Consider the following 19509-nt stretch of genomic DNA (forward strand, 5'->3'; position numbering starts at 1 on the left):
AGTTAAAAGGTGTTTTGAAAACCTTATGTAAAAGACTAATTTTTTATTGTTGTATTTTTATTTCTGTCATCCGTTTGAGCAATTTAAAGCACAAAACTTTGAACAGATTGATTATTTTGAGTTGTGTTATTATCTATTTGTTCCAACCATTTTTTCAGTAATGCCCTTGCTCTGCTAAGTTGAGATTTTGACGTATTTTCAGAAATACCCAATTCTTCGGCAATTTCTTTATGTGAAAATCCTTCAATGGCGTACATATTAAAAACAGTTCGGTATCCGTCAGGTAATTGTCTTACTAAAGTGAGCAAATCATTGGTTTCTAAAGTTGTAGAAGCTGGATTATTTTTTCCTTTATAATCTGCATTTTCTATTTCTTCCATAAACACTTTTTTGCGTTTTCGGATAAGTCCTAGAGCTTCATTACTGACAATTCTGCGAATCCAACCTTCAAAACTTCCTTCGCCTTTAAAGCTATCTAAATGTTCGAACACTTTCATAAAAGCAGACACTAGCACATCTTCGGCTTCATGATGATTGCCTACATAACGCAAAGCGACACCGAACATTTTGCCAGAATGCTGTTCATAAAGTTGTTTTTGAGCTTTACTACTGCCATTTTTACAGGCTTCTATCAGTTCGCTTTCTGATAAATCTTGAGTAGAGCGTTCTTTATTGCGAAGAAATCCGAACATAAAATTATTTCATAAAAAAGGTTGAATACGTATTTATATTTTTCAAAAAAATACGTCAGATTAAGTTGTTTTTGTTTCTTGCTTAATTAGATGCCGAATGTTTTGAAAAGGTTGCACCAAGAATAAAAAATTTAATAAAAAAGGTAAAATAACTCCATCCCGTTTTTTGGACATAGCAATATTTTAACCTTGCAAAGACAGAAAAAAACCTACTCAAATAAATTGGAAATTTAACTAATTTTATGTAGTTTGGAGGTAGATAAAATTCTCCTTTTTATGCACCTTTTTATTTTATGATAAAAGTACCCCATTTTCATTCTTTTTTTAAGTTTATTATAATTTCACTTCCCCTTTTAGCTTCCCTAAACTATAATAAAACCTATGCACAGACTGATATAGGCTTTAATGCAATGCCTTTTACCCGTTTTTATTCTCCCAAAGAATATCAAGCAGGGGTAGTAAATTTATCTGTCAAAATAGACAAAAAGGGAATTATCTATTTTGCTAACACATCAGGAGTTTTACAGTTTGATGGAAAAAAATGGCGTACTATTGAAATCCCTAAAGTAAGTTTTGTCAGGACATTAGATATTAATGATAAAGGAGATGTATTTATTGGTGCTATTAATCAAATAGGTAAGCTAGAAGCTGATTCAACAGGGAAATTAGAATTTGTCTCTCTTATTGAGTTACTAGAAGAAGAAGAACGAAACTTTGGAGAAGTTTGGAAAGTAAAATCTACTTCTAAAGGTACTTTTTTTGTCACCGATAAATATATATTTCGTTATAAAGATGGAAAAATTAATAAATGGCTAACAAAAGGAAAGGCTTTTTACTCCGTTTATTATGTAAATGATGAAGTATATATATTGGATAAGGGTTTTGGCTTGAGAAAATTAGAAGGCGATAAATTAAAACTTATTACTAACGATGATTTGATAGTCAATAATGGTATTAGCTTTTTACTTCCTTATTCAAATCCAACAGAGAAAACAGAAAATGATGAAATATTAGTAGGAATAAAAGCCTCTTCTCTTCTTATCTATACACCTAACACAAATCAATTTAGGGTTTTTGAAACACAATTGACAGAGAATGAAATTAATTCTATGTACAATGGCACAATGGGAAAAGATGGTAATTATTACATATCTACCCTTCGATATGGACTCATTTGTATAAATTCATCAGGTAAAAAATTATTCCAGTTTTCACAAGCTGAAGGATTAGCTGATAAAGTGTATGAAATGGAATTTGATAGTCAACAAAATGCGTGGGTAGCTCTTGCAAAGGGAATGTCTAAACTAGAAATAGGTTCTCCATTTACTAAATATGGCGAGGACAGAGGAATATCAGGTATTGTGACTGATGCAACTACATACAATAACCAATTCTATATAAGTTCTACAAATGGTGTTTTTTATTATGACACAGAACAAAACTATTTTCTTCCTTTAAAAGGAAACTCATATCAAACATGGATCATGAAGACATTGTCTTTAGATGATGATTCTTTATTTTTAGCAGCTACTAACGTAGGAATCAATCAAATCACAAAAACATCTTGGAGTGAGTTGGAAAGTACAGAGAGTTCTATCAACCATTTCATTACATCTCCCAATATATCCAATAGGATGTACATAGGACTTTCAAATAGTAAAGGAATCTATAAGTTAGACTTTTTACCAAAGAAAAAAGGCATTTTAAAACAAGTAGTTTCTAATTTAACAATATTAGGTTTAGAAGCTCAAGATGATTTATTATTTGCAATTGATGGAGAAGATAAATTACATATTTATCAAGAAAAAGACACATTAGAAGAAAAAAGTATAGAGTTTAATCATACCGTACATAACCTAGAAAAACATGACAACAAAATTTATGTTGCTACAGATTCATTAGTTTATGTATGGAAAAATAATACCTTTGAAATACATCAAACTATCAGTAAATTAGTAAAAGATAGCGAATATGTAGTAGAAATAAATGATATAGATAATGAAAATATTGTACTAAGAATAGGGGGAATAGACAAAACAGATTATTATTTGTTCAATACAAAAAATAATACTTCAAAAAAACTACCTACTAACAGACTTACAGATAATTCTATTTCTATTTATATATTTATAAATGCAGGGGGAACGATAAGTGAAACAGGTAAAATAGCCATAGGAACATCTGAAGGGTTATTCTATTTAGATGTAAAAAGTGAAAGTTATCAGAAAGCAGAGTTTAATGTATTTATCCGAAAAATAATGCAAGCTGATTCTCTACTTTTCATTGAAAATTATACAGAAAAAAATAATAACCCAGTATTAAATTATGATCAAAATTCACTCACTTTTTTTTATAGCTCAAATAATTCGTTAGATGAACAAAATACAGTCTTTAGATATAGATTAAATGGTTATGACAAAAAATGGTCAGAATGGACAACAGAAACGAAAAAGGAATATACTAACCTAAATGCTGGAAAATATTCGTTTGAAGTAGAAGCAAAAAATACCTACGATACAAAAAGTAGACTCACAAAATATGATTTTACAATCAAACCTCCTTTTTATAAAACACCTTTAGCTTTTATTTTATATTTTATTTTTGGTTCATTATTTATTTCTATTATGATATATGGAGGTATCCGTTATAATACAAGAAGATTAAAATATAAAAATCAAAAGCTAGAAGAAACTGTAAAAGAAAGGACATCTGAGCTTCAGCTTGCCAATAGTGAATTAGAACAGCAGAAAGAAGAAGTTTTGATGCAAAAACAAAATATTGAAATTCAGAAAGAAGAATTAGAAAAATCATATCAAAATATTCAAACACTTGCAGATATAGGACAACAGATTACAGCTACACTAGATTTAACAGAGCTTATTAGCATGCTTTATTCAAGTGTAAACAGCTTAATGCCAGCAGAAGGATTTGGAATAGGAGTTTTTAATTCTTATCGCCAACAGATTGACTTTAGAGGTTTTGTAGAAAAAGGTCAAATACTTCCTTTTAATTCTGACTCATTAGAAGACACTCAAAAACTAGCTGTTCAATGTTTTTTACAACAAAAAGAAATTTCTACAAATAATTTTGAAAAAAATTTTCCTGCTTCTCATACTCAAGAGGTAGAAGTAGGGGAACTTCCTCAATCATTGATTTATATACCTTTAATAGTACAAGAAAAATCTATTGGGGTACTAACTGTTCAAAGTTTTTCTAAAGACGCTTACCAAACTAATCATTTTACTATTTTGCGTTCTTTAGCTTCTTATGCTGCCATTGCTGTTTCTAATGCTCAATCGTATGCAACTATTAATGAAAAAAATCAACATATTACAGACTCCATTCGATATGCTAGAACAATACAAGCAGCCATTTTACCTTCAAAAAAACTTATAAAACAAACTATAAAAGATTTTTTCATTCTTTATCGTCCGAAAGACATTGTTTCAGGGGATTTTTATTGGTTTACAACCATTTTCGATAAAGATACAAATACAAAAAAAATAGTCATTGCTATAGTAGATTGTACAGGACATGGAGTGCCAGGTGCTTTTATGTCGCTTATTGGAAACACCTTTTTACATGAAATAATAAATGAAAAACACATTACAAACCCTGCACAAATACTTGAAAATTTAGATGAAATACTTAAAAGTTCCCTTCAAACTGGCGAACAAACTAATAAAGATGGAATGGACGCAGCTATTTGTACACTACAAATAAGTGAAGATGAGACTACCAAACTCAGTTTTGCAGGTGCAAAACGACCACTTTGGTATTCTTTACCTGATTCGTCTTTAGCAACTATTTCTGGAACACGCCGTTCGATAGGTTCAAATCGTACTAAAGGCAAACCTTTCGAAAATAATGAACTTGTTTTAGAAAAAGGAACAAACGTCTATCTAACTACTGATGGTTTTGTAGATCAATCTAATAAAAAAGGGGAAAAGTTTGGAACTCCTAATTTGTGGCAATTAATAGAACAAAATATAACTCTAAAAATGGAAGAACAATGTCATCAAATTGAACAGGCTTTAGATATTCATCAAGGAAAAATAGAACAACGTGATGATATAACAGTATTAGGTTTTAAAGTTTAAAATCCAATTCTCTTTTAATTACAAGAACAGTAAAAAAAATAATTTATATCTAAATCTAAAGTATAGGACATTGGAAACATTGTTATGGGTGGAGACACCAACAACAGCAAGATTGTATAGGAGGAAAAAAGTTTTTTAAAAAAAGCGAAAACTATTCAATTAAAACAAAAAACTACCCATTCAGAAAATCTATTTGTATGTGTGTTTCGAAAACTTTCAATTTACTAATACTTCCATAATCAATAGAAACAGAAAAAGCATTTTGAAGAGGGATTTGTAAAGCATGACATAAAATAGAGCGAATAACTCCTGCATGACAAACAATAAAAGCAATTTTGTCCCTTTGAGGTTTTACATTTTTTTGCCAAAAATCAATTACACGTTCATTCAAGACCTCAAAACTTTCTCCATTAGGGACAAACTCTATTACAAAATTATTTGTCCAGATTTTTAATTGATTTTCATTTATTTCGTCCCATTTTTTGAGTTCCCAATCCCCAAAATTCATTTCTTTCAAACTATCATCCTTTTTCACTTTGAAATCAAAATAATTCTGAATATTATTTTTCAAATCTTTAGCTAAAACAGAACAGCGTTGTAGTGGGCTTGTATAAATTACTATTTCTTCTTTCTTTGATGGCTCTTTATTTTTCAAATACTGTTTTTGAAGTTTATGAATTAATTTTTCTGATAAAATATTTAATTCTTCCCCATAAGAGTCAGCAACTTCTAAATCTGAAAAACCATAACAAACTCCTTTTTCTATTTTTGGGGTGGTATGACGAATAAGATAAATTTCCATAATTATTTAATACCCATTTGTTACAAAATTATTCTAATGTTTTGATAAGTTCCCATTTATCATATTCTTCTTCCATTTCTTCATACACTTCTTTTCCATAAAAATCTACTTTATCATCTTTTTTAATAGCATAAAAATTTTCGCCTGCACCTGCCCACCAACATTTACACGCCCAAGTTGCCTCATTCGGAACTTTCATAGATTCATACTCTTCTTTTTCTACTGCATTACAATTTGTTGCTCTAGTAACTTCTATATTTTTTCCATTTATAACTGCTGTAATTGTACTTTCATTTCCATTAATATCATCTTCTACATTCGAAATCATAAAGGTAATTTCTGTCTCCTTTTTTTCATCTGCAATTTTGGTTTCTTGATTTTCAGTTGCATTTGCTTCTGTCATATTTGTGTTAGAGTTGGTATTTGACTGACAAGAAAAAAGACCTACACAAAACAATAGAATTGAAAAAATAACGATTTGAATAGATGTTGAATGAGTCGTTTTCATAAGAGTAAATTTTGAGTAGAATTTCTAAATAAAGAAGATTTAAATAACGTCTTTCCAAAAATACATCTTTTTGTTTACATCTTCAAAATCTGCTCACAGAAAATATTAAGTCAAACAATCTACTTAAAAGAGCTGTTTAGTTTTTTTATTTCTAAAGAAATTCTATTTTTTAATCTTATACTTTTACTACTTTACTACATGGATGCAGCTCAAGAAATACAAGACAAACTAACTTCTTATTGGCACATACTCGTTGAAAGTATTCCAAGAATTGCCCTTTCTATTATTGTGACAACTGTTTTTATTCTCATTGCTATCGGAATTACGAAACTTTTTCGTAGAAGAATGATGCAAAAGGCAGCTAACAAACTGGTTGTTGATTATGTGGTTCGGCTTGTTAAATTCTTACTTATTTTGGCAGGAGTTATTCTAGGCTTACATACAATGGGACTTACAGGGATTGCTGGAGGACTTTTAGCAGGTGCAGGAGTAGGTGCAGTAGTTTTAGGTTTTGCCTTCAAAGAAATTGGAGAAAACTTTTTAGCAGGAGTAATCTTAGTTTTTGACCGTCCTTTTAATTTGGGCGATACTGTAACTGTTGAAGGAAATATGGGAAAAATAACAGCCCTCAATTTTAGAACAACACAAATGAAAACTTTTGATGGAAGAGATGTTTATATTCCCAATATTTTGGTAATCACAAATGAGGTATATAATCATACTCAAGATGGTTTTTTACGTTTAGATTTTTTGATAGGAATTGATTATGATGATGATATAAAAGAAGCAATTAGAGGAATTACAGAAATTGTAAATGCAAATCCAGAAGTATTGAAGAATGAAAAAACGCTTGTTTTAATAGACGAATTTGCAGCAAGTACAGTCAATTTGAAAGTGATGTTTTGGGTAAATACCTTAGATTATAAAGTTTCAGCTTTAGAAACCAAAACGGAAATTATGCGAACTGTCAAAAACTTTCTTCTTGAAAACAAATTTGGTCTTCCTGCCAATATTCAAGAAATTAAGATGTATAAACCTGAACCCATTCCTATTATTCTCAAAAGAGAAAGTGATGCTATTTCTCTTTCGAAAGAATAAATAAATGAGTTATATAAGAGTCAGAAAAGTCAAAATAATTACTAATCTTCAAAAAATAATTAGCAAAAACCCTTAAAATCTATTTTCTTTGAACTATGATTGATACCTCCCCACAAGATTTGCGTTTGGCAGCCATAGATATTGGCTCAAATGCACTTCGTTTGCATATTAGTAGAGTTCGTTTTTCTGAAAAAGATGGATTTCCTAGTTTTAAAAGAATCGAACAAATTCGTTTTCCTCTTCGCTTAGGAACGGATGTTTTTAGCCTTTCTCACGAGATTAGTCCTAAAAATGAAGCTAAGTTTCTAGAAGTAATGCACGTTTTCAAAAATGTAATGGATGTTTTTGAAGTGAATGATTATATGGCCTGTGCCACCTCTGCCATGAGAGAAGCCAAAAATGGGCAGCAACTTGTGGAACGAGTCAAAGAAGAAGTAGGAATTCCAATAAATATTATTAGTGGAGATATGGAAGCCGAACTGATTAATAAATCAATTTTGAGCTATGTTTCGACAGATAACTTCGTACATATTGATGTAGGAGGAGGAAGTACTGAAGTAAATATTTATCATAACTTCGAAAAAATAGATGCACATTCCTTTGATATGGGTTCAGTACGTTCGATTACAACAGATAAAAAAACGGCTACCAAAGAATATCTTGAAAAAGAAAATCAGGCTTTAAAGGATTGGATTCAGAAAGCAATAAAACCTCTTTCTACAACTGTAAATGCAGTTGGAACAGGAGGAAATATCAACAAACTCTATGACCTTTCTAAAAACTCAAAAAGTGGAAAATCACTTACTCTCAAAGAAATGGAACGCTTATATAAAGAGTTAAAGAAGAGAAATTATCAAGAGCGAATTAGAGATTTTGGTTTAAATGATGATAGAGCTGATGTTATTATTCCTGCAACTGAGATTTATCTCAAAGTGATGAAAGCAGCTAATATAAAAGAAATTATAGTTCCTAAAGTTGGTCTAAGAGAAGGAATTATTCAATATTTATTTGAGAGAAATAACGTAATGCAAGGATAATTTATTTTTTATTTCTAAAAAAACCTTTTAAAAGCTAAGCTAATTTTACATTAGGTTAGCTTTTTTTGTTGCATCGATTTAGTAAAGAAAACTAAAAAATAAGCAATCAAACTCAAACTATTCATTAACAACGTACGTACAATATAATAAATCTTAAATTTTTAGCTTAACTACTTTACATTTTATTCCATGAAATATATCAATTTTGTATTTGTTCTTTTAGTTTGTACAATACTTTTTAGTTGTGGTTCTAGTTCTTATGAGCAAGAATTGGAAAAAGAAAATAAGGAAACTCTACGACTAGAACTTGGCTTAGATTTGACTTTAGATGGTAAAAATATATCGACATCTAACTGTAAAAATCCAATTAGTAATATTGACCTTGAAAAAATGTTAGAGTTAATAGATGATAATTTCTTTGATGAGAACAAACTTGAAACAGCAAAAGAATTAACTCTAGAAAAATGTTTAACTGTCTATCAAATTACTTCTATTTTGTCTTATTTAGATGAGTATGATAGAATGGAGTTTGCTCGTTTTGCCTACGGAAGAACATCTGAAAAGCATCTTTTTCATAAAATAAAAGGAATGATAAATGAAGATGAACACAAAGACTTCGAACTTTTGTATGAACAATCACAAACTCAAAAAAGAGATTCAAAAATACAAATTGCTAAAAGTAAACAATCAAAAACAGAAAGTCATAAAGAAAGAACAGAAGAAGAAACTATATTAGAAACTCAATCTACCTGTTCAGAAAGCTCTATTAGTGATGAAGATTTCGAACACGTAATTAATGCAATTTCGGAAGGACACATGGCAGATGACAAAGTAAAAATTGCAAAAAGAATGATTGCAAAAAATTGTATTACAGTTTATCAACTCATCGATATTTTAGATATTATCCAAATGCCTGACGAGCAAGTTGTTTTTGCTAAATATGCTTACAGAAGACTTATCAATAAATCAGACTTTTGTAATGTCAAAAAAGCGATTATGTCTCCTATGCACCACGTCAAGATAACTGATTTTTGCAAACGAAAAGGCATAGATTGTGAATCTTCTGGAGCTTTAGAAGAACTTTTTGAAAATGCTTTTTAATTTTTCATCTATTTCAAACGTCAATGCTTGAAATAGATGAAGAATATTTTAAAATCCAAATCTCAAACGAAGACCAAAGTTTTTGCCTAATCCTGTCTCTATTTCGTTTTGTAAACTTGGATTGACAGCCCAAACAGCATCCACTCTCAGCACTTTAAATATACGCTCAAAACCTACACTGACTTCTGTATAATTGGGCGTATTTGGTGTATAAAGATAATGCGCTCCTGCCACTAGTTGCCATTTTAATTTTTTCATGAGTGGAATTCGATTCATAATATATCCATTAAAATGATGTTCTGCATGAAATTCGGCAAAATTATCTGTTGTGCTGTATTGGTAATACGGCAATAAGAGAAATTGACGTAAACGAGACTGAGAAAGTAAAATCGGAGAAGTTTGGAAATGAAAATTATCAGCAAAAGAAGTATAATTATTCCATAAAAAAGTTCCTGCTTGTGCTTCATAATCCAACGAACCCACAACACCCAAACTAACATCATCTTTAATATTTAAATTAAGCTGACCAAAATCAGTTTTACTCTCAAAAATAGTCGGAATTCCTTGTGAGTATGTAAGTGTAAAAGTTGGGTAATTACTCTCTATCGTAATTCTTTGTTTTGGACGCAAGATATATTTTTCTCCAATTCGATAACGAAGTTGTGCCTTTAAAATAAAAGCATTGTGTTTTTCAAAAAACACATTATTTCCATTAAAATCTGTTGGTAAGTTAGGCGTAAATTCTATTTCATCTCTATTAAAATAAGGTTTTAGTGTTGGATTTGAATTTTGAAGAGGAATGCGCTGTTCAAAAGCACCCTGCAAACGAAAAAATGCACCATCAAAAATACGTGCGCCTGTACTAGCTTGAACAAAACGCTTTTCAAACAATTTTTGATAATTTTCTTCTCTAAAAAGAGTATAAATTCCATTTACAAAAGGCGAAATAGCATCCGTATCAAACTGTTCTACAAAACTTCCACCTTGAAAATAAACATAAGCACTATTAGTCTGATTAAAACGATGAAGGAAGTTTCCTTTTGCATAAAATTTATTACTGTTAAATCCATAACGACCATCCAAACCCACTTGTGTCGTGCTAAAATTTCGCTCTCTAAATTTTCTTAAATTTACGCCAGCATTCAAAACATATCCTTCAACTGTGTTAGCTTGAATATTTTGAGTAATTGGTACGAAATTAAAAGTCAATTCTCGTTTTCGGTTTCGGTAAGTATAGCCTGTAAGCAAATCAAGAATTTTAAATTTATTTGCTTTTCTATCCATCGAATCCAAATAAATAGGGTCATTGTGTGCTTTTTCTACACTATCACTCCTAACATAGTGCCCAGACTCTTCTTCTGTGAGAGGAACTGGACGCATCTTTTCCCAATATTCTGCACTTTTCAGATTAGAACTATCTGAAACAATAGAAACTTCTTTATTGAAAAATTTACGTTCCAAAACCATTGCTTCTAAATCATTTTTCAGACTGGAAAGAGAATCTTTTTCTATATCTTGAGCTAAATTTTCTGTTGTCGTTTTAGTTTTGTCTTCTACTTCTACTTGATTTTTTTGTTCTGTTTGATTCTCTAACTTTTCTCTTTTAGGCTCAATTATCTTCTTTTTATCTTTTTTGGATAATGCAAGACTCGGTAGTGTTTGCCCTTTTGTATCGGCTTGTAATTGTGCTTTTGTAAAGTTTGGAGTTACATCATAATTTGAGAAACTTCCTGTATAATCTCCATGTCCGACTACTTTTGCGCCCATCATCGCAATCGAATAATTAAAAGAAAAAGCCTGTGTGCTACATAGCCAAATGTCATCAGCATTATTTTTTGAGACAGGTACAAATGTTTGTTTGATGCTCAATTTATCAATAAACTCTAAACCTACATCTTTCGAAACCTCTAAATCTGTACTATGAACTCGCCACGTACTATCTTGAATATAAATTACTCCACCAAACAAAGGTTGCCCTTTTGAGCGAGGAAAAACACGAATTTTATGAACATTTACACCTTTGTCCATAAATTCGCCTTCGTGTTGATATTCATAATACAGCATCGCACCTGCTGCAATCGGCGAAACAAAAGGACGGTCACCAATAGGTGCGTCAATAGTATTTTCGTAAATATCAAAACTCAAATAAAGCGCACTATTCCAAGAAAAACCACCTCTATCACCACTTACTTTTGAAGAAATAACTACTTCTTTTCGTTTATTTGGAGCAAGAAAATAATACTTTGAAACAGATTCAGAAAAATAAACAATTTTATTTTTTTCCCATTCCTTGCGAAACTCTTCTATATCATCATTTTCTAAAAGTTTGGGAACTTTAAATTCATCTAGTTTCTGAACATTTTTTATATAGACATCACACGAAAAGGCTTTATTTTGAGTTCTGTAAAACTCTCTTTTTTTCTGCGCTGCACGAATTACAGCATACGCTGGGTCTTCTCCGTTGGGTGTAACCACAACTTCTTTTAAGCCTTGTGTAGAAGTCTGCATTACTACATTTAACTCAACATTTTTTCCATTTTTTATAACAACTGTATGCGTTTGAGATTGAAAACCAACATAGCGAAAAACTATTTGATGTGTTCCTTCTTCTAATTCTAAAAAATAACTTCCTTCTTGATTTGTCGTTGTTCCGTAGGTTGTTCCTTCTTCATAAACTGTCAAAAATGGCATTGATTCGCCATCTGATGAAGTTGCTTTTCCAAAAACACGAGCTGCATTTGAATCAAATGAAAACAGTAGGTACAAAGAAAACAGTAGTAGAGTTGAAAAATAACGCATTGAGTTAGTTTATTTTAGTTGAATTAAAGATGGGGGCAGAGTTCTATAAAATTCTAATAGAATTTTATTTTTAGTTAATTTGTCTTTTAGACTACAAATAACTTACAAGCGTTGCATATTGCTTTTTGTTTTTAAGGAAAATTAGGGAATCAATTCAATACTTAATAGATTTACTCACATCTTTCAAAGAAAAATTCCTCTAAAATTGAGTTTAAAGACTTAATTTTAGAGGAAAAACACTAACAAAGTAGATAAAATTATTCTTTCTGTTTCGGACGATATTTTGATTGCTCAAAAATCTCTTTATGATTTGTCATTTTCATAAGCTCTGGTAAGGTAACCTCAGGATTTTGTTTCATATAAGCTCTCACTATTTGCCAACCCAACCATTGAGCAATTCGCCCAGGACATTCTTGCCCAATTTCGAAAGTATGAGGACGAGCTTCTAAATATTTTCGTTTTTCTATTTGTGAAGTGTTGTAAAATAATTCTTGCTTTACAAAATGTCCCCAAACATCTGTTTGATACGTTTCACAATCCTCAATTTCTTGACTTGAATAACCAATTACTAATGAATCAGCAGCTTTTGGAACTACTTTTTCAATGAAATAATAGGTTTTTCCCCACCAAATCATCTCATTGACTAAACTATTATCTGAAGGATTACTGAGATTATATCTACCTGAAAGTTCTCTTGCAATATGTGTCTGAATAGCTTCTGGATGATAACGCTCCCAAAGATAATTTGGAACAGCTTCAATTGGAGGACGATAATACGACTGCTCGCCCAAAAAATAATCTAAGCCAACCAAAAACATACTGTCACTTGGAACAACATCCATTTCATATCCTGCAACAATTGTATACACTTTAGGAACATAAAAATCAGGATAGTAAAATTTTGTATAACTAAAAACATCATTTAATTGCTCTCTTAGCTCATCAAAGTCATAAATTTCATCTACTTGAGTTTGTACTGTATCAATATAAGGATCATTTGCTCGCTTTACTAACTCTTCCAAAATACGTATGTCATTGACACGAAAACCTTTCAATAATAAATCTGGATTTTCTTTTAGATAAGCCAAAATTGAATCTTTACTTTGCCCATCAAATATTTTTCTATCTACTCTTTCTATTTCTACATTGACTTTCAAATCCGAAATATCAGGCAGTGTTTCTTTTTGAACAGAACAGGCAGAGAAGAGCAAAGAAGTAACTAGAAAAAGTAAAGAAATGGTAAGTTTTATTTTTTTCATAATTTGATTTGTCGCTTATAATTAATTTTATTTTTTTTAGCTTTGAAAACAAGATGACTATTCTATATCTTTTATCTTTTTATGGAACGAAGGTTTGAATAAAGAATTATTCTATCTTCTGAAAAGCAAATCAAAATTAATGATTTTTGTGGAAATCATTTTGTTAAACACAGAGTTCACAGAGGAACACACAGGATAAGAATACAATTTTACCTTAATTTTATTCTTTTATTTTTGTATTTATTTCTAACTTCTGAAATCTAACTTCTAAATTTATATTCATGTCTAATCAAAAATTCGAAACGAATAACGCCCCAAAACCTGTCGGTTTGTATCCTCATGCACGCAAAGTAGGAAATTTATTATTTCTATCTGGAGTAGGAGCAAGAGATGCCAAAACTAATGAAATACATGGAAATGTCTATGATGAAAATGGAAAGCTAGTTTCTTATGATATAGAAGCACAATGTCACACCGTTTTTCAAAATGTAAAAGCTATTTTGGAAGCAAGTGGAAGCAGTTGGGATAAACTTGTCGATGTAACTGTCTTTCTTACTAATATGGAAGATGATTTTAAAAAGTATAATAAAGTTTATGCAGAATATTTTAAAGACAATCAACCTTGTAGAACAACTTTAGGAATTACAGCTCTTCCAACTCCTATTGCTATTGAGCTAAAATGTGTAGCTACAATTTAATAAAATTGTGTAATTTTGCATCTTGTTTTAAAAAACAGAACTTATCAAATAGAAACTTAATAGAACAAAAAATATAGATTACCAATGACTGAATTCAAGATTTTAGCCGAAACACCACAGTATTTAATAAAATTAAATCCAGAAGTACCTTGTGTCATGATAAAATGGCGTGGCGAGATGCACAGTGAAGGCTACAGAAAAGCATTAAACGATACCATAGATTGGATGAGCGAACATCAAGTATCTAAAATTATAAATGACGACCGTAAAATAACAAAAGGCATATCTTCTGAAGACCTAAATTGGGCAATGCAAGATTGGTTAAAACGTGCTTTAGAAGCTGGTTACCGAGCTATGGCAATTATACAAGAGCGTGATTTTTTCAAACGTTATCCTGCTGCACAAATTTCGGCTATGGCTCGTATGCACTATCAAGATCTTATTAAGGTTGAATATTTTAGCACTGTAAAATCTGCTGAAGATTGGATTAAAGTAGCATAGTTTGAATTGTGAATTGTGAGTGATGAATTATGAAATAAAAATTAGCCTAAAAATAATGTAATTCACAATTCATCACTCACCATTCATAATTTCATTAAGAAACCTCTTCATGCAATTGCTTTTCATAAAGCTGTGTATAAAGTCCACCAAGTTTTAAAAGTTCTTCATGTGTTCCTTGTTCAGTAACTTTACCTTCATCTAAGAAAATAATATAATCGGCAAGTTTGGCAGAAGAAACACGATGTGAAATAATAATTGATGTTCTATCTTTCATTATTCGCTTCATATTTCCAAGAATGGCGTTCTCTGTCTTTGTATCTACTGCTGAAAGGCTATCATCCAAAATCAATATTTTTGGATTACGAATAATTGCTCTAGCAATACTGACACGTTGTTTTTGTCCTCCTGAAAGGGTAATTCCTCGTTCTCCTAACATTGTTTCGAATCCTTCAGGGAAGCGTTCGATATTTTCTAGAAGGTCTGCATCTGCTGCTGCCTCTTTAATCTGATTTTCTTCAAAATCATTTTCATTGAATCCAAAAGCAATATTATTACGAATAGAGTCAGAAAACAAAAATACTTCCTGTGGAACATAACCAACATTCGAACGCAAATAGGTTATTTCATAATCTTGAATAGCTGTTTGGTCTATCAAAATTTTGCCTTCTGTTACGTCGTACATTCTACAAATAAGGTTGGCGATCGTACTTTTACCTGAACCTGTCGTACCTAAAATAGCAAGTGTTTGTCCTTCACGAATCTCAAAACTGACATTGTCTAAGGCTTTTATCCCAGAATCTGGATAAACAAAAGTTACATTATCAAACTTGACTTCTCCTTTTATGGTAGTTGTTTTGTTTACTGTTGATAGAATTTCACTTTTTGTATTCAAAAATTCATTAATGCGCTCCTGTGATGCTGCTGCACGCTGTGTAAGACTAGTAACCCATCCTAAAGAAGCAACTGGCCAAGTAAGAAGATTTACATAAATTACAAATTCAGCAATATTTCCTGTAGTAATTGTTCCTCTCATTACCTCAATTCCACCCACATAAACTGTCAGAATTGTACTCAGTCCAATCAATCCAACAATCAAAGGCATAAAAAGTGAGTCTACACGAACCAAACTAAGCGATTTATTAAAATAATCTTTTGTTTCTCCTTCAAATTCTTTTGAAAAATCGTCTTCTCTAATGTATGCCTTCATAACACGAATTCCTGAAAAAGCTTCTTGAACAAATGTTGTCATCTTAGAAAGACTTTGCTGAATCAAGATAGAACGCTTATTTATCAAATTATTGACATAATAAATACTAATAGAAAGAATAGGCAAAGGCAAAAGAGCAAAAAGTGTAAGACGTACATTAATAGTGAGCATATAAGAAATTACCAAAACTGCCGTTCCAATCATATTAATTGTATACATAATGGCAGGTCCTAGATACATTCTGACTTGTGAAACATCTTCTGAAATACGATTCATTAGGTCTCCTGTATTATTTTTTCTGTAAAAAGCCAACGGTAATTTTTGATAATGAACATAAATATCATTTTTCAAATCATATTCAATCAGCCTTGACATGACAATAATCGTTTGGCGTTGCAAAAACAAAAATACTCCACGAATGAGAGCCATTAGTAAAATAATTCCACCATACAACAAAACTACATTTCTGAAAGTAATCATTACTTGATCTTGTGAAGCAGTTCCTTCAAACAGATCATTCATTCTGATTGTATTGGTTATCAAATCAAAAGCATGACGAACAATTTGAGCAGGAATAATAGCAAAAACACAAGACAACAACACGAAAAAAATACCACCCAAAAGATGCCATTTGTAACGATAGAAATATTTATTTAAGGCAAAAAGTTCTTTCATTTTTATAGATATTATTTAATTCAAGTGTCGACACTTGAATTAGAACAGAGAAAACGCTTGTAGCTACAATGATTTGGTCTTAACGATAAAGATACACTAAAAGTTAGATTTGATTTGGACTTTTTTATCTCTAAAAAGGCTCGTTTTGATTTTTTAAGAACTCATAAAGTTACCAAATATATAGCTCTAATTTTTACTCTATTTTATCCCAATATAACCTAAGTCCCTAATTTACTTTTGTTTAGAAGGTATTATTTCTGTATATTTAATTTTATAGAAGCCTCAAATATTTAGATAAAAAAATGATTAGCACAGTTAATTAGATATTGCTATTTAAAATTCTGTTTTTATCCTTTCTCCTAAAAATTAGATAAAGATTGTAAATCTTTTTTATGAAAAATCCTTTACTGATTCATTTTACTTTATTTTCAGTTTTCCTGCTCTACCCTATTTTATCCTTTGGACAAAATCCTATTGTAGTGGATAGTTTACAACATATATATGGTACAGCCTCCCATGATACAACTAGAATTTTGGCGTTAGATGGTTTAGTTTCGGAGTACATGTCGAAGAAACTTGATTCTGCTGAATTTTTTGCTGAAAAGTCTATTCAATTAAGTAAAAAAATAAAAAATAATTCTTTTAAAGGTCTAGCATTAAATACACTTGGGTATGTTTTTTATAAAAAAAGAGAATTTGATAAAGCTCTCACTTACTTCCATGAAGCCTTAGAAATCAGAGAAAAGTTAAAAAATGAAACAGACATAATAGTTACTTCAAATCATATTGCCTTTATACATTTTTACAGAGGAGAATATTCTACTACTTTCGAATATTTCCAAAAAAGCTTGATGTATGCAGAAAAAATAAACGATCTTAAAACAATATCTTCTTTACTCAATAATATGGGTACTGTATTACAAAATCAATCAGACTTTCCAAATGCCCTTGAGTATTTTTTTAGAAGTCTAAAGATTAAAGAAGAAATGGGAGATTTGAAAAGTATTGCATTTACACATAGTAGTATCTCAACAATTTATCATGACCTTGGAAACGCTGATAAATCATTAGAATATGCCTTTAAATCATTAAAAATTTATGAAGAAATAAATGACTTAAGAGGAATTGGACGAGTATTGAGTACGCTTGCAGGAACATATAACCAACAAGAAAAATATAATGAAGCATTAGAATATTACATAAAAAGTTTAGAAGCATATCAGAAAATAGATTATGAAAAGGGAATAACAAGCTCAATATTAAATATAGCTATTGTTAATAAAAACCTTAATAATTTTGATGAGTCAATGAAATACTTTAAAATAGCTAAAAAAAATAATGAAACCTTAAATGATAAAGTAACTTCAATTTTTATCAATGAAGGACTTGCTAATTTATATCTTAAAAAACAGTTATATGATAGTGCTATTACACATGCACAAGAGGCTTTTGCTATTGCAAAAGAAACAGGTATGCAAGATAGATTAAAAAAAATATCTGATATCTTGTACGAAGCAAACAAACAAAGTAAAAATTATAGTGAAGCTCTTTTATATTATGAAACAGCTAATGCCATTAATGATAGTTTATTTAATATCGAAAAAGCAAAAGTGATTTCAAATCTTACTTCAACCATAGATTTAGAAAGAAAAGAAAAAGAGCTTGCTCTTGTTGAGAAAGATAATGAACTCAATCAAATCCTAGCTGAGAAAAAAGAACAAGAGCTAGAAATTGTCAAAAAGCAGGCTGAAGCCGAACATTTATTTGCTTTAGCTATGCAAGAAAAGGATAAACGCAAAGCAGATAGCTTGTTTAATTTAGCCCAACAAAGTAAAATGGAGGCAAAAAATCTACAAATTCAAGCAGAAAATCTACAAATTCAGAAAGAAAAACAGAGTTTGGCTTTCAAGGCTGAAAGAGAAGAGCAAAAACGTATTCAATATACCTATCTAGTAATAGCAGGTACATTTTTTATTGTACTTATATTAATTGGAATTGGATTACGACAAAAACAGAAAGCAAATAAACAACTAGCTCTTCAAAACAATGAAATTAAAATGCAACAAACAGAAATTGCTCAAAAAAATCAATTTCTCAATCAAGCAAACGAAGAGCTTCAACAACAACACGAAGAACTTGTTGTACTACACGAAAACTTAGAAACACAAAAACAAACCGTAGAAAATACTTATACTCAACTCAAAACTACAACAGAACAACTTGATAAAAGTATTCATTATGCCTCACATATTCAATCAGTAGTAATGCCAGAAAACGCTGATTTGAATTTATTCTTTTCAGAATTATTTGTTCTTTTTCGTCCTAGAGATGTAGTTTCAGGAGATTTTTATTGGTTTTCACAAATTTCAGAAAATCAAGCTATTTTTAGTTTGGCTGATTGTACAGGACATGGTGTTCCAGGGGCATTTATGAGTATGCTTGGTGCAACACTTTTACATGAAACTATCAACATCAAAAAAATTACAAACGACCCTGCACGTATTTTGAAAAATATACACGAAGCAATACGAAAAATTCTTAAGCAAGAACAAGATAAAAATAACGATGGTATGGACATTTCACTTTGTGTATTTACTAAAAAACCAAAAGAAAAAACAGTTGAGTTACTATTTTCAGGTGCTAAATCAAGTATGTCTTATGTAACAAACGGTCAAATACATCATATCAAAGGCGATAGACAATATTTGGGTGGTAAAAAACTTAAAGAAGATTTCACAAATCAGCAATTTATTTTACCTATTGATACTACTTTTTATCTATATACAGATGGTTATCCAGACCAAAACAGTGTGGATAGAAAGAAAATTGGTAGTGGGGTATTTAGAGAGATTTTGTTAGATAATTCAAATAAAAATTTTGACACTCAACTAAAAACATTAGAACTTTTTTTAGATGAGCATCAAGGAGTAGCTGAACAACGTGATGATATTTCTGTAATTGGCATTAAAATATAATAAGATGAAATCATAGAAAAATGTCAGTTCAGTAATAAATTACCAATACAATAACAA

13 protein-coding genes are annotated in these 19509 nt (G+C 30.5%); 7 read left to right on the top strand and 6 right to left on the bottom strand.

Annotated elements, in window-relative coordinates:
- Window positions 1–83: 83 nt before the first annotated feature.
- On the bottom strand, window positions 84–692 hold the full coding sequence (locus V9L04_RS04270) for an RNA polymerase sigma factor (protein ID WP_338792837.1): 609 nt from the start codon (window positions 690–692) through the stop codon (window positions 84–86).
- A gap of 293 nt (window positions 693–985) precedes the next feature.
- Here V9L04_RS04270 and V9L04_RS04275 point away from each other — a divergent pair, with 293 nt between their 5' ends.
- Window positions 986–4792, top strand: a complete 3807-nt coding sequence (locus V9L04_RS04275; RefSeq protein WP_338792838.1) for a SpoIIE family protein phosphatase — start codon at window positions 986–988, stop codon at window positions 4790–4792.
- 172 nt (window positions 4793–4964) lie between these two features.
- On the opposite strand, the gene cobC is transcribed toward V9L04_RS04275, so the two are convergent.
- Window positions 4965–5594, bottom strand: coding sequence for an alpha-ribazole phosphatase family protein (gene cobC / locus V9L04_RS04280; RefSeq protein ID WP_338792839.1), 630 nt, complete (start codon window positions 5592–5594; stop codon window positions 4965–4967).
- A gap of 28 nt (window positions 5595–5622) precedes the next feature.
- Complete coding sequence (locus V9L04_RS04285; protein WP_338792840.1) at window positions 5623–6102, bottom strand: hypothetical protein; 480 nt, start codon at window positions 6100–6102, stop codon at window positions 5623–5625.
- Between the two features lie 198 nt (window positions 6103–6300).
- Here V9L04_RS04285 and V9L04_RS04290 point away from each other — a divergent pair, with 198 nt between their 5' ends.
- The 3 genes from V9L04_RS04290 (at window position 6301) to V9L04_RS04300 (ending at window position 9338) form a co-directional block, all read left to right on the top strand.
- Window positions 6301–7200: a mechanosensitive ion channel domain-containing protein gene (locus V9L04_RS04290; protein ID WP_338792841.1), complete on the top strand. Its 900-nt coding sequence runs from the start codon at window positions 6301–6303 to the stop codon at window positions 7198–7200.
- A gap of 95 nt (window positions 7201–7295) precedes the next feature.
- The gene (locus V9L04_RS04295) at window positions 7296–8237 is read left to right on the top strand and encodes a phosphatase (protein WP_338792842.1); all 942 of its coding nucleotides are present in this window, start codon (window positions 7296–7298) and stop codon (window positions 8235–8237) included.
- Between the two features lie 189 nt (window positions 8238–8426).
- Window positions 8427–9338 carry a DUF4476 domain-containing protein gene (locus tag V9L04_RS04300; protein WP_338792843.1) on the top strand — a complete coding sequence of 304 codons (912 nt, stop codon included), beginning with the start codon at window positions 8427–8429 and terminating at the stop codon, window positions 9336–9338.
- 48 nt (window positions 9339–9386) lie between these two features.
- Here V9L04_RS04300 and V9L04_RS04305 read toward each other — a convergent pair whose 3' ends face one another.
- Window positions 9387–12137, bottom strand: a complete 2751-nt coding sequence (locus V9L04_RS04305; protein WP_338792844.1) for a DUF5686 family protein — start codon at window positions 12135–12137, stop codon at window positions 9387–9389.
- A gap of 257 nt (window positions 12138–12394) precedes the next feature.
- A complete protein-coding gene (locus V9L04_RS04310) occupies window positions 12395–13396 on the bottom strand; it encodes a hypothetical protein (protein WP_338792845.1) in 1002 nt (333 codons plus the stop codon).
- 281 nt (window positions 13397–13677) lie between these two features.
- Here V9L04_RS04310 and V9L04_RS04315 point away from each other — a divergent pair, with 281 nt between their 5' ends.
- Both V9L04_RS04315 and V9L04_RS04320 read left to right on the top strand, forming a co-directional pair.
- Window positions 13678–14094, top strand: a complete 417-nt coding sequence (locus V9L04_RS04315) for a Rid family hydrolase (protein WP_338792847.1) — start codon at window positions 13678–13680, stop codon at window positions 14092–14094.
- Window positions 14095–14178: 84 nt separating this feature from the next.
- Window positions 14179–14595 (top strand): STAS/SEC14 domain-containing protein, encoded by a 417-nt coding sequence (locus V9L04_RS04320; RefSeq protein WP_338792848.1) that lies wholly within the window; start codon window positions 14179–14181, stop codon window positions 14593–14595.
- A 94-nt stretch (window positions 14596–14689) separates the two neighbouring features.
- Here the strand turns inward: V9L04_RS04320 and V9L04_RS04325 are convergent, their stop codons facing one another.
- Window positions 14690–16477, bottom strand: a complete 1788-nt coding sequence (locus tag V9L04_RS04325; protein ID WP_338792849.1) for an ABC transporter ATP-binding protein — start codon at window positions 16475–16477, stop codon at window positions 14690–14692.
- A 392-nt stretch (window positions 16478–16869) separates the two neighbouring features.
- Between V9L04_RS04325 and V9L04_RS04330 the strand changes: the two genes are divergently transcribed.
- Window positions 16870–19452, top strand: a complete 2583-nt coding sequence (locus V9L04_RS04330; RefSeq protein WP_338792850.1) for a tetratricopeptide repeat protein — start codon at window positions 16870–16872, stop codon at window positions 19450–19452.
- The last annotated feature ends 57 nt before the right edge of the window (window positions 19453–19509 follow it).

Source organism: Bernardetia sp. MNP-M8 (genome assembly GCF_037126285.1).
In the GTDB taxonomy this organism is placed as follows: domain Bacteria; phylum Bacteroidota; class Bacteroidia; order Cytophagales; family Bernardetiaceae; genus Bernardetia.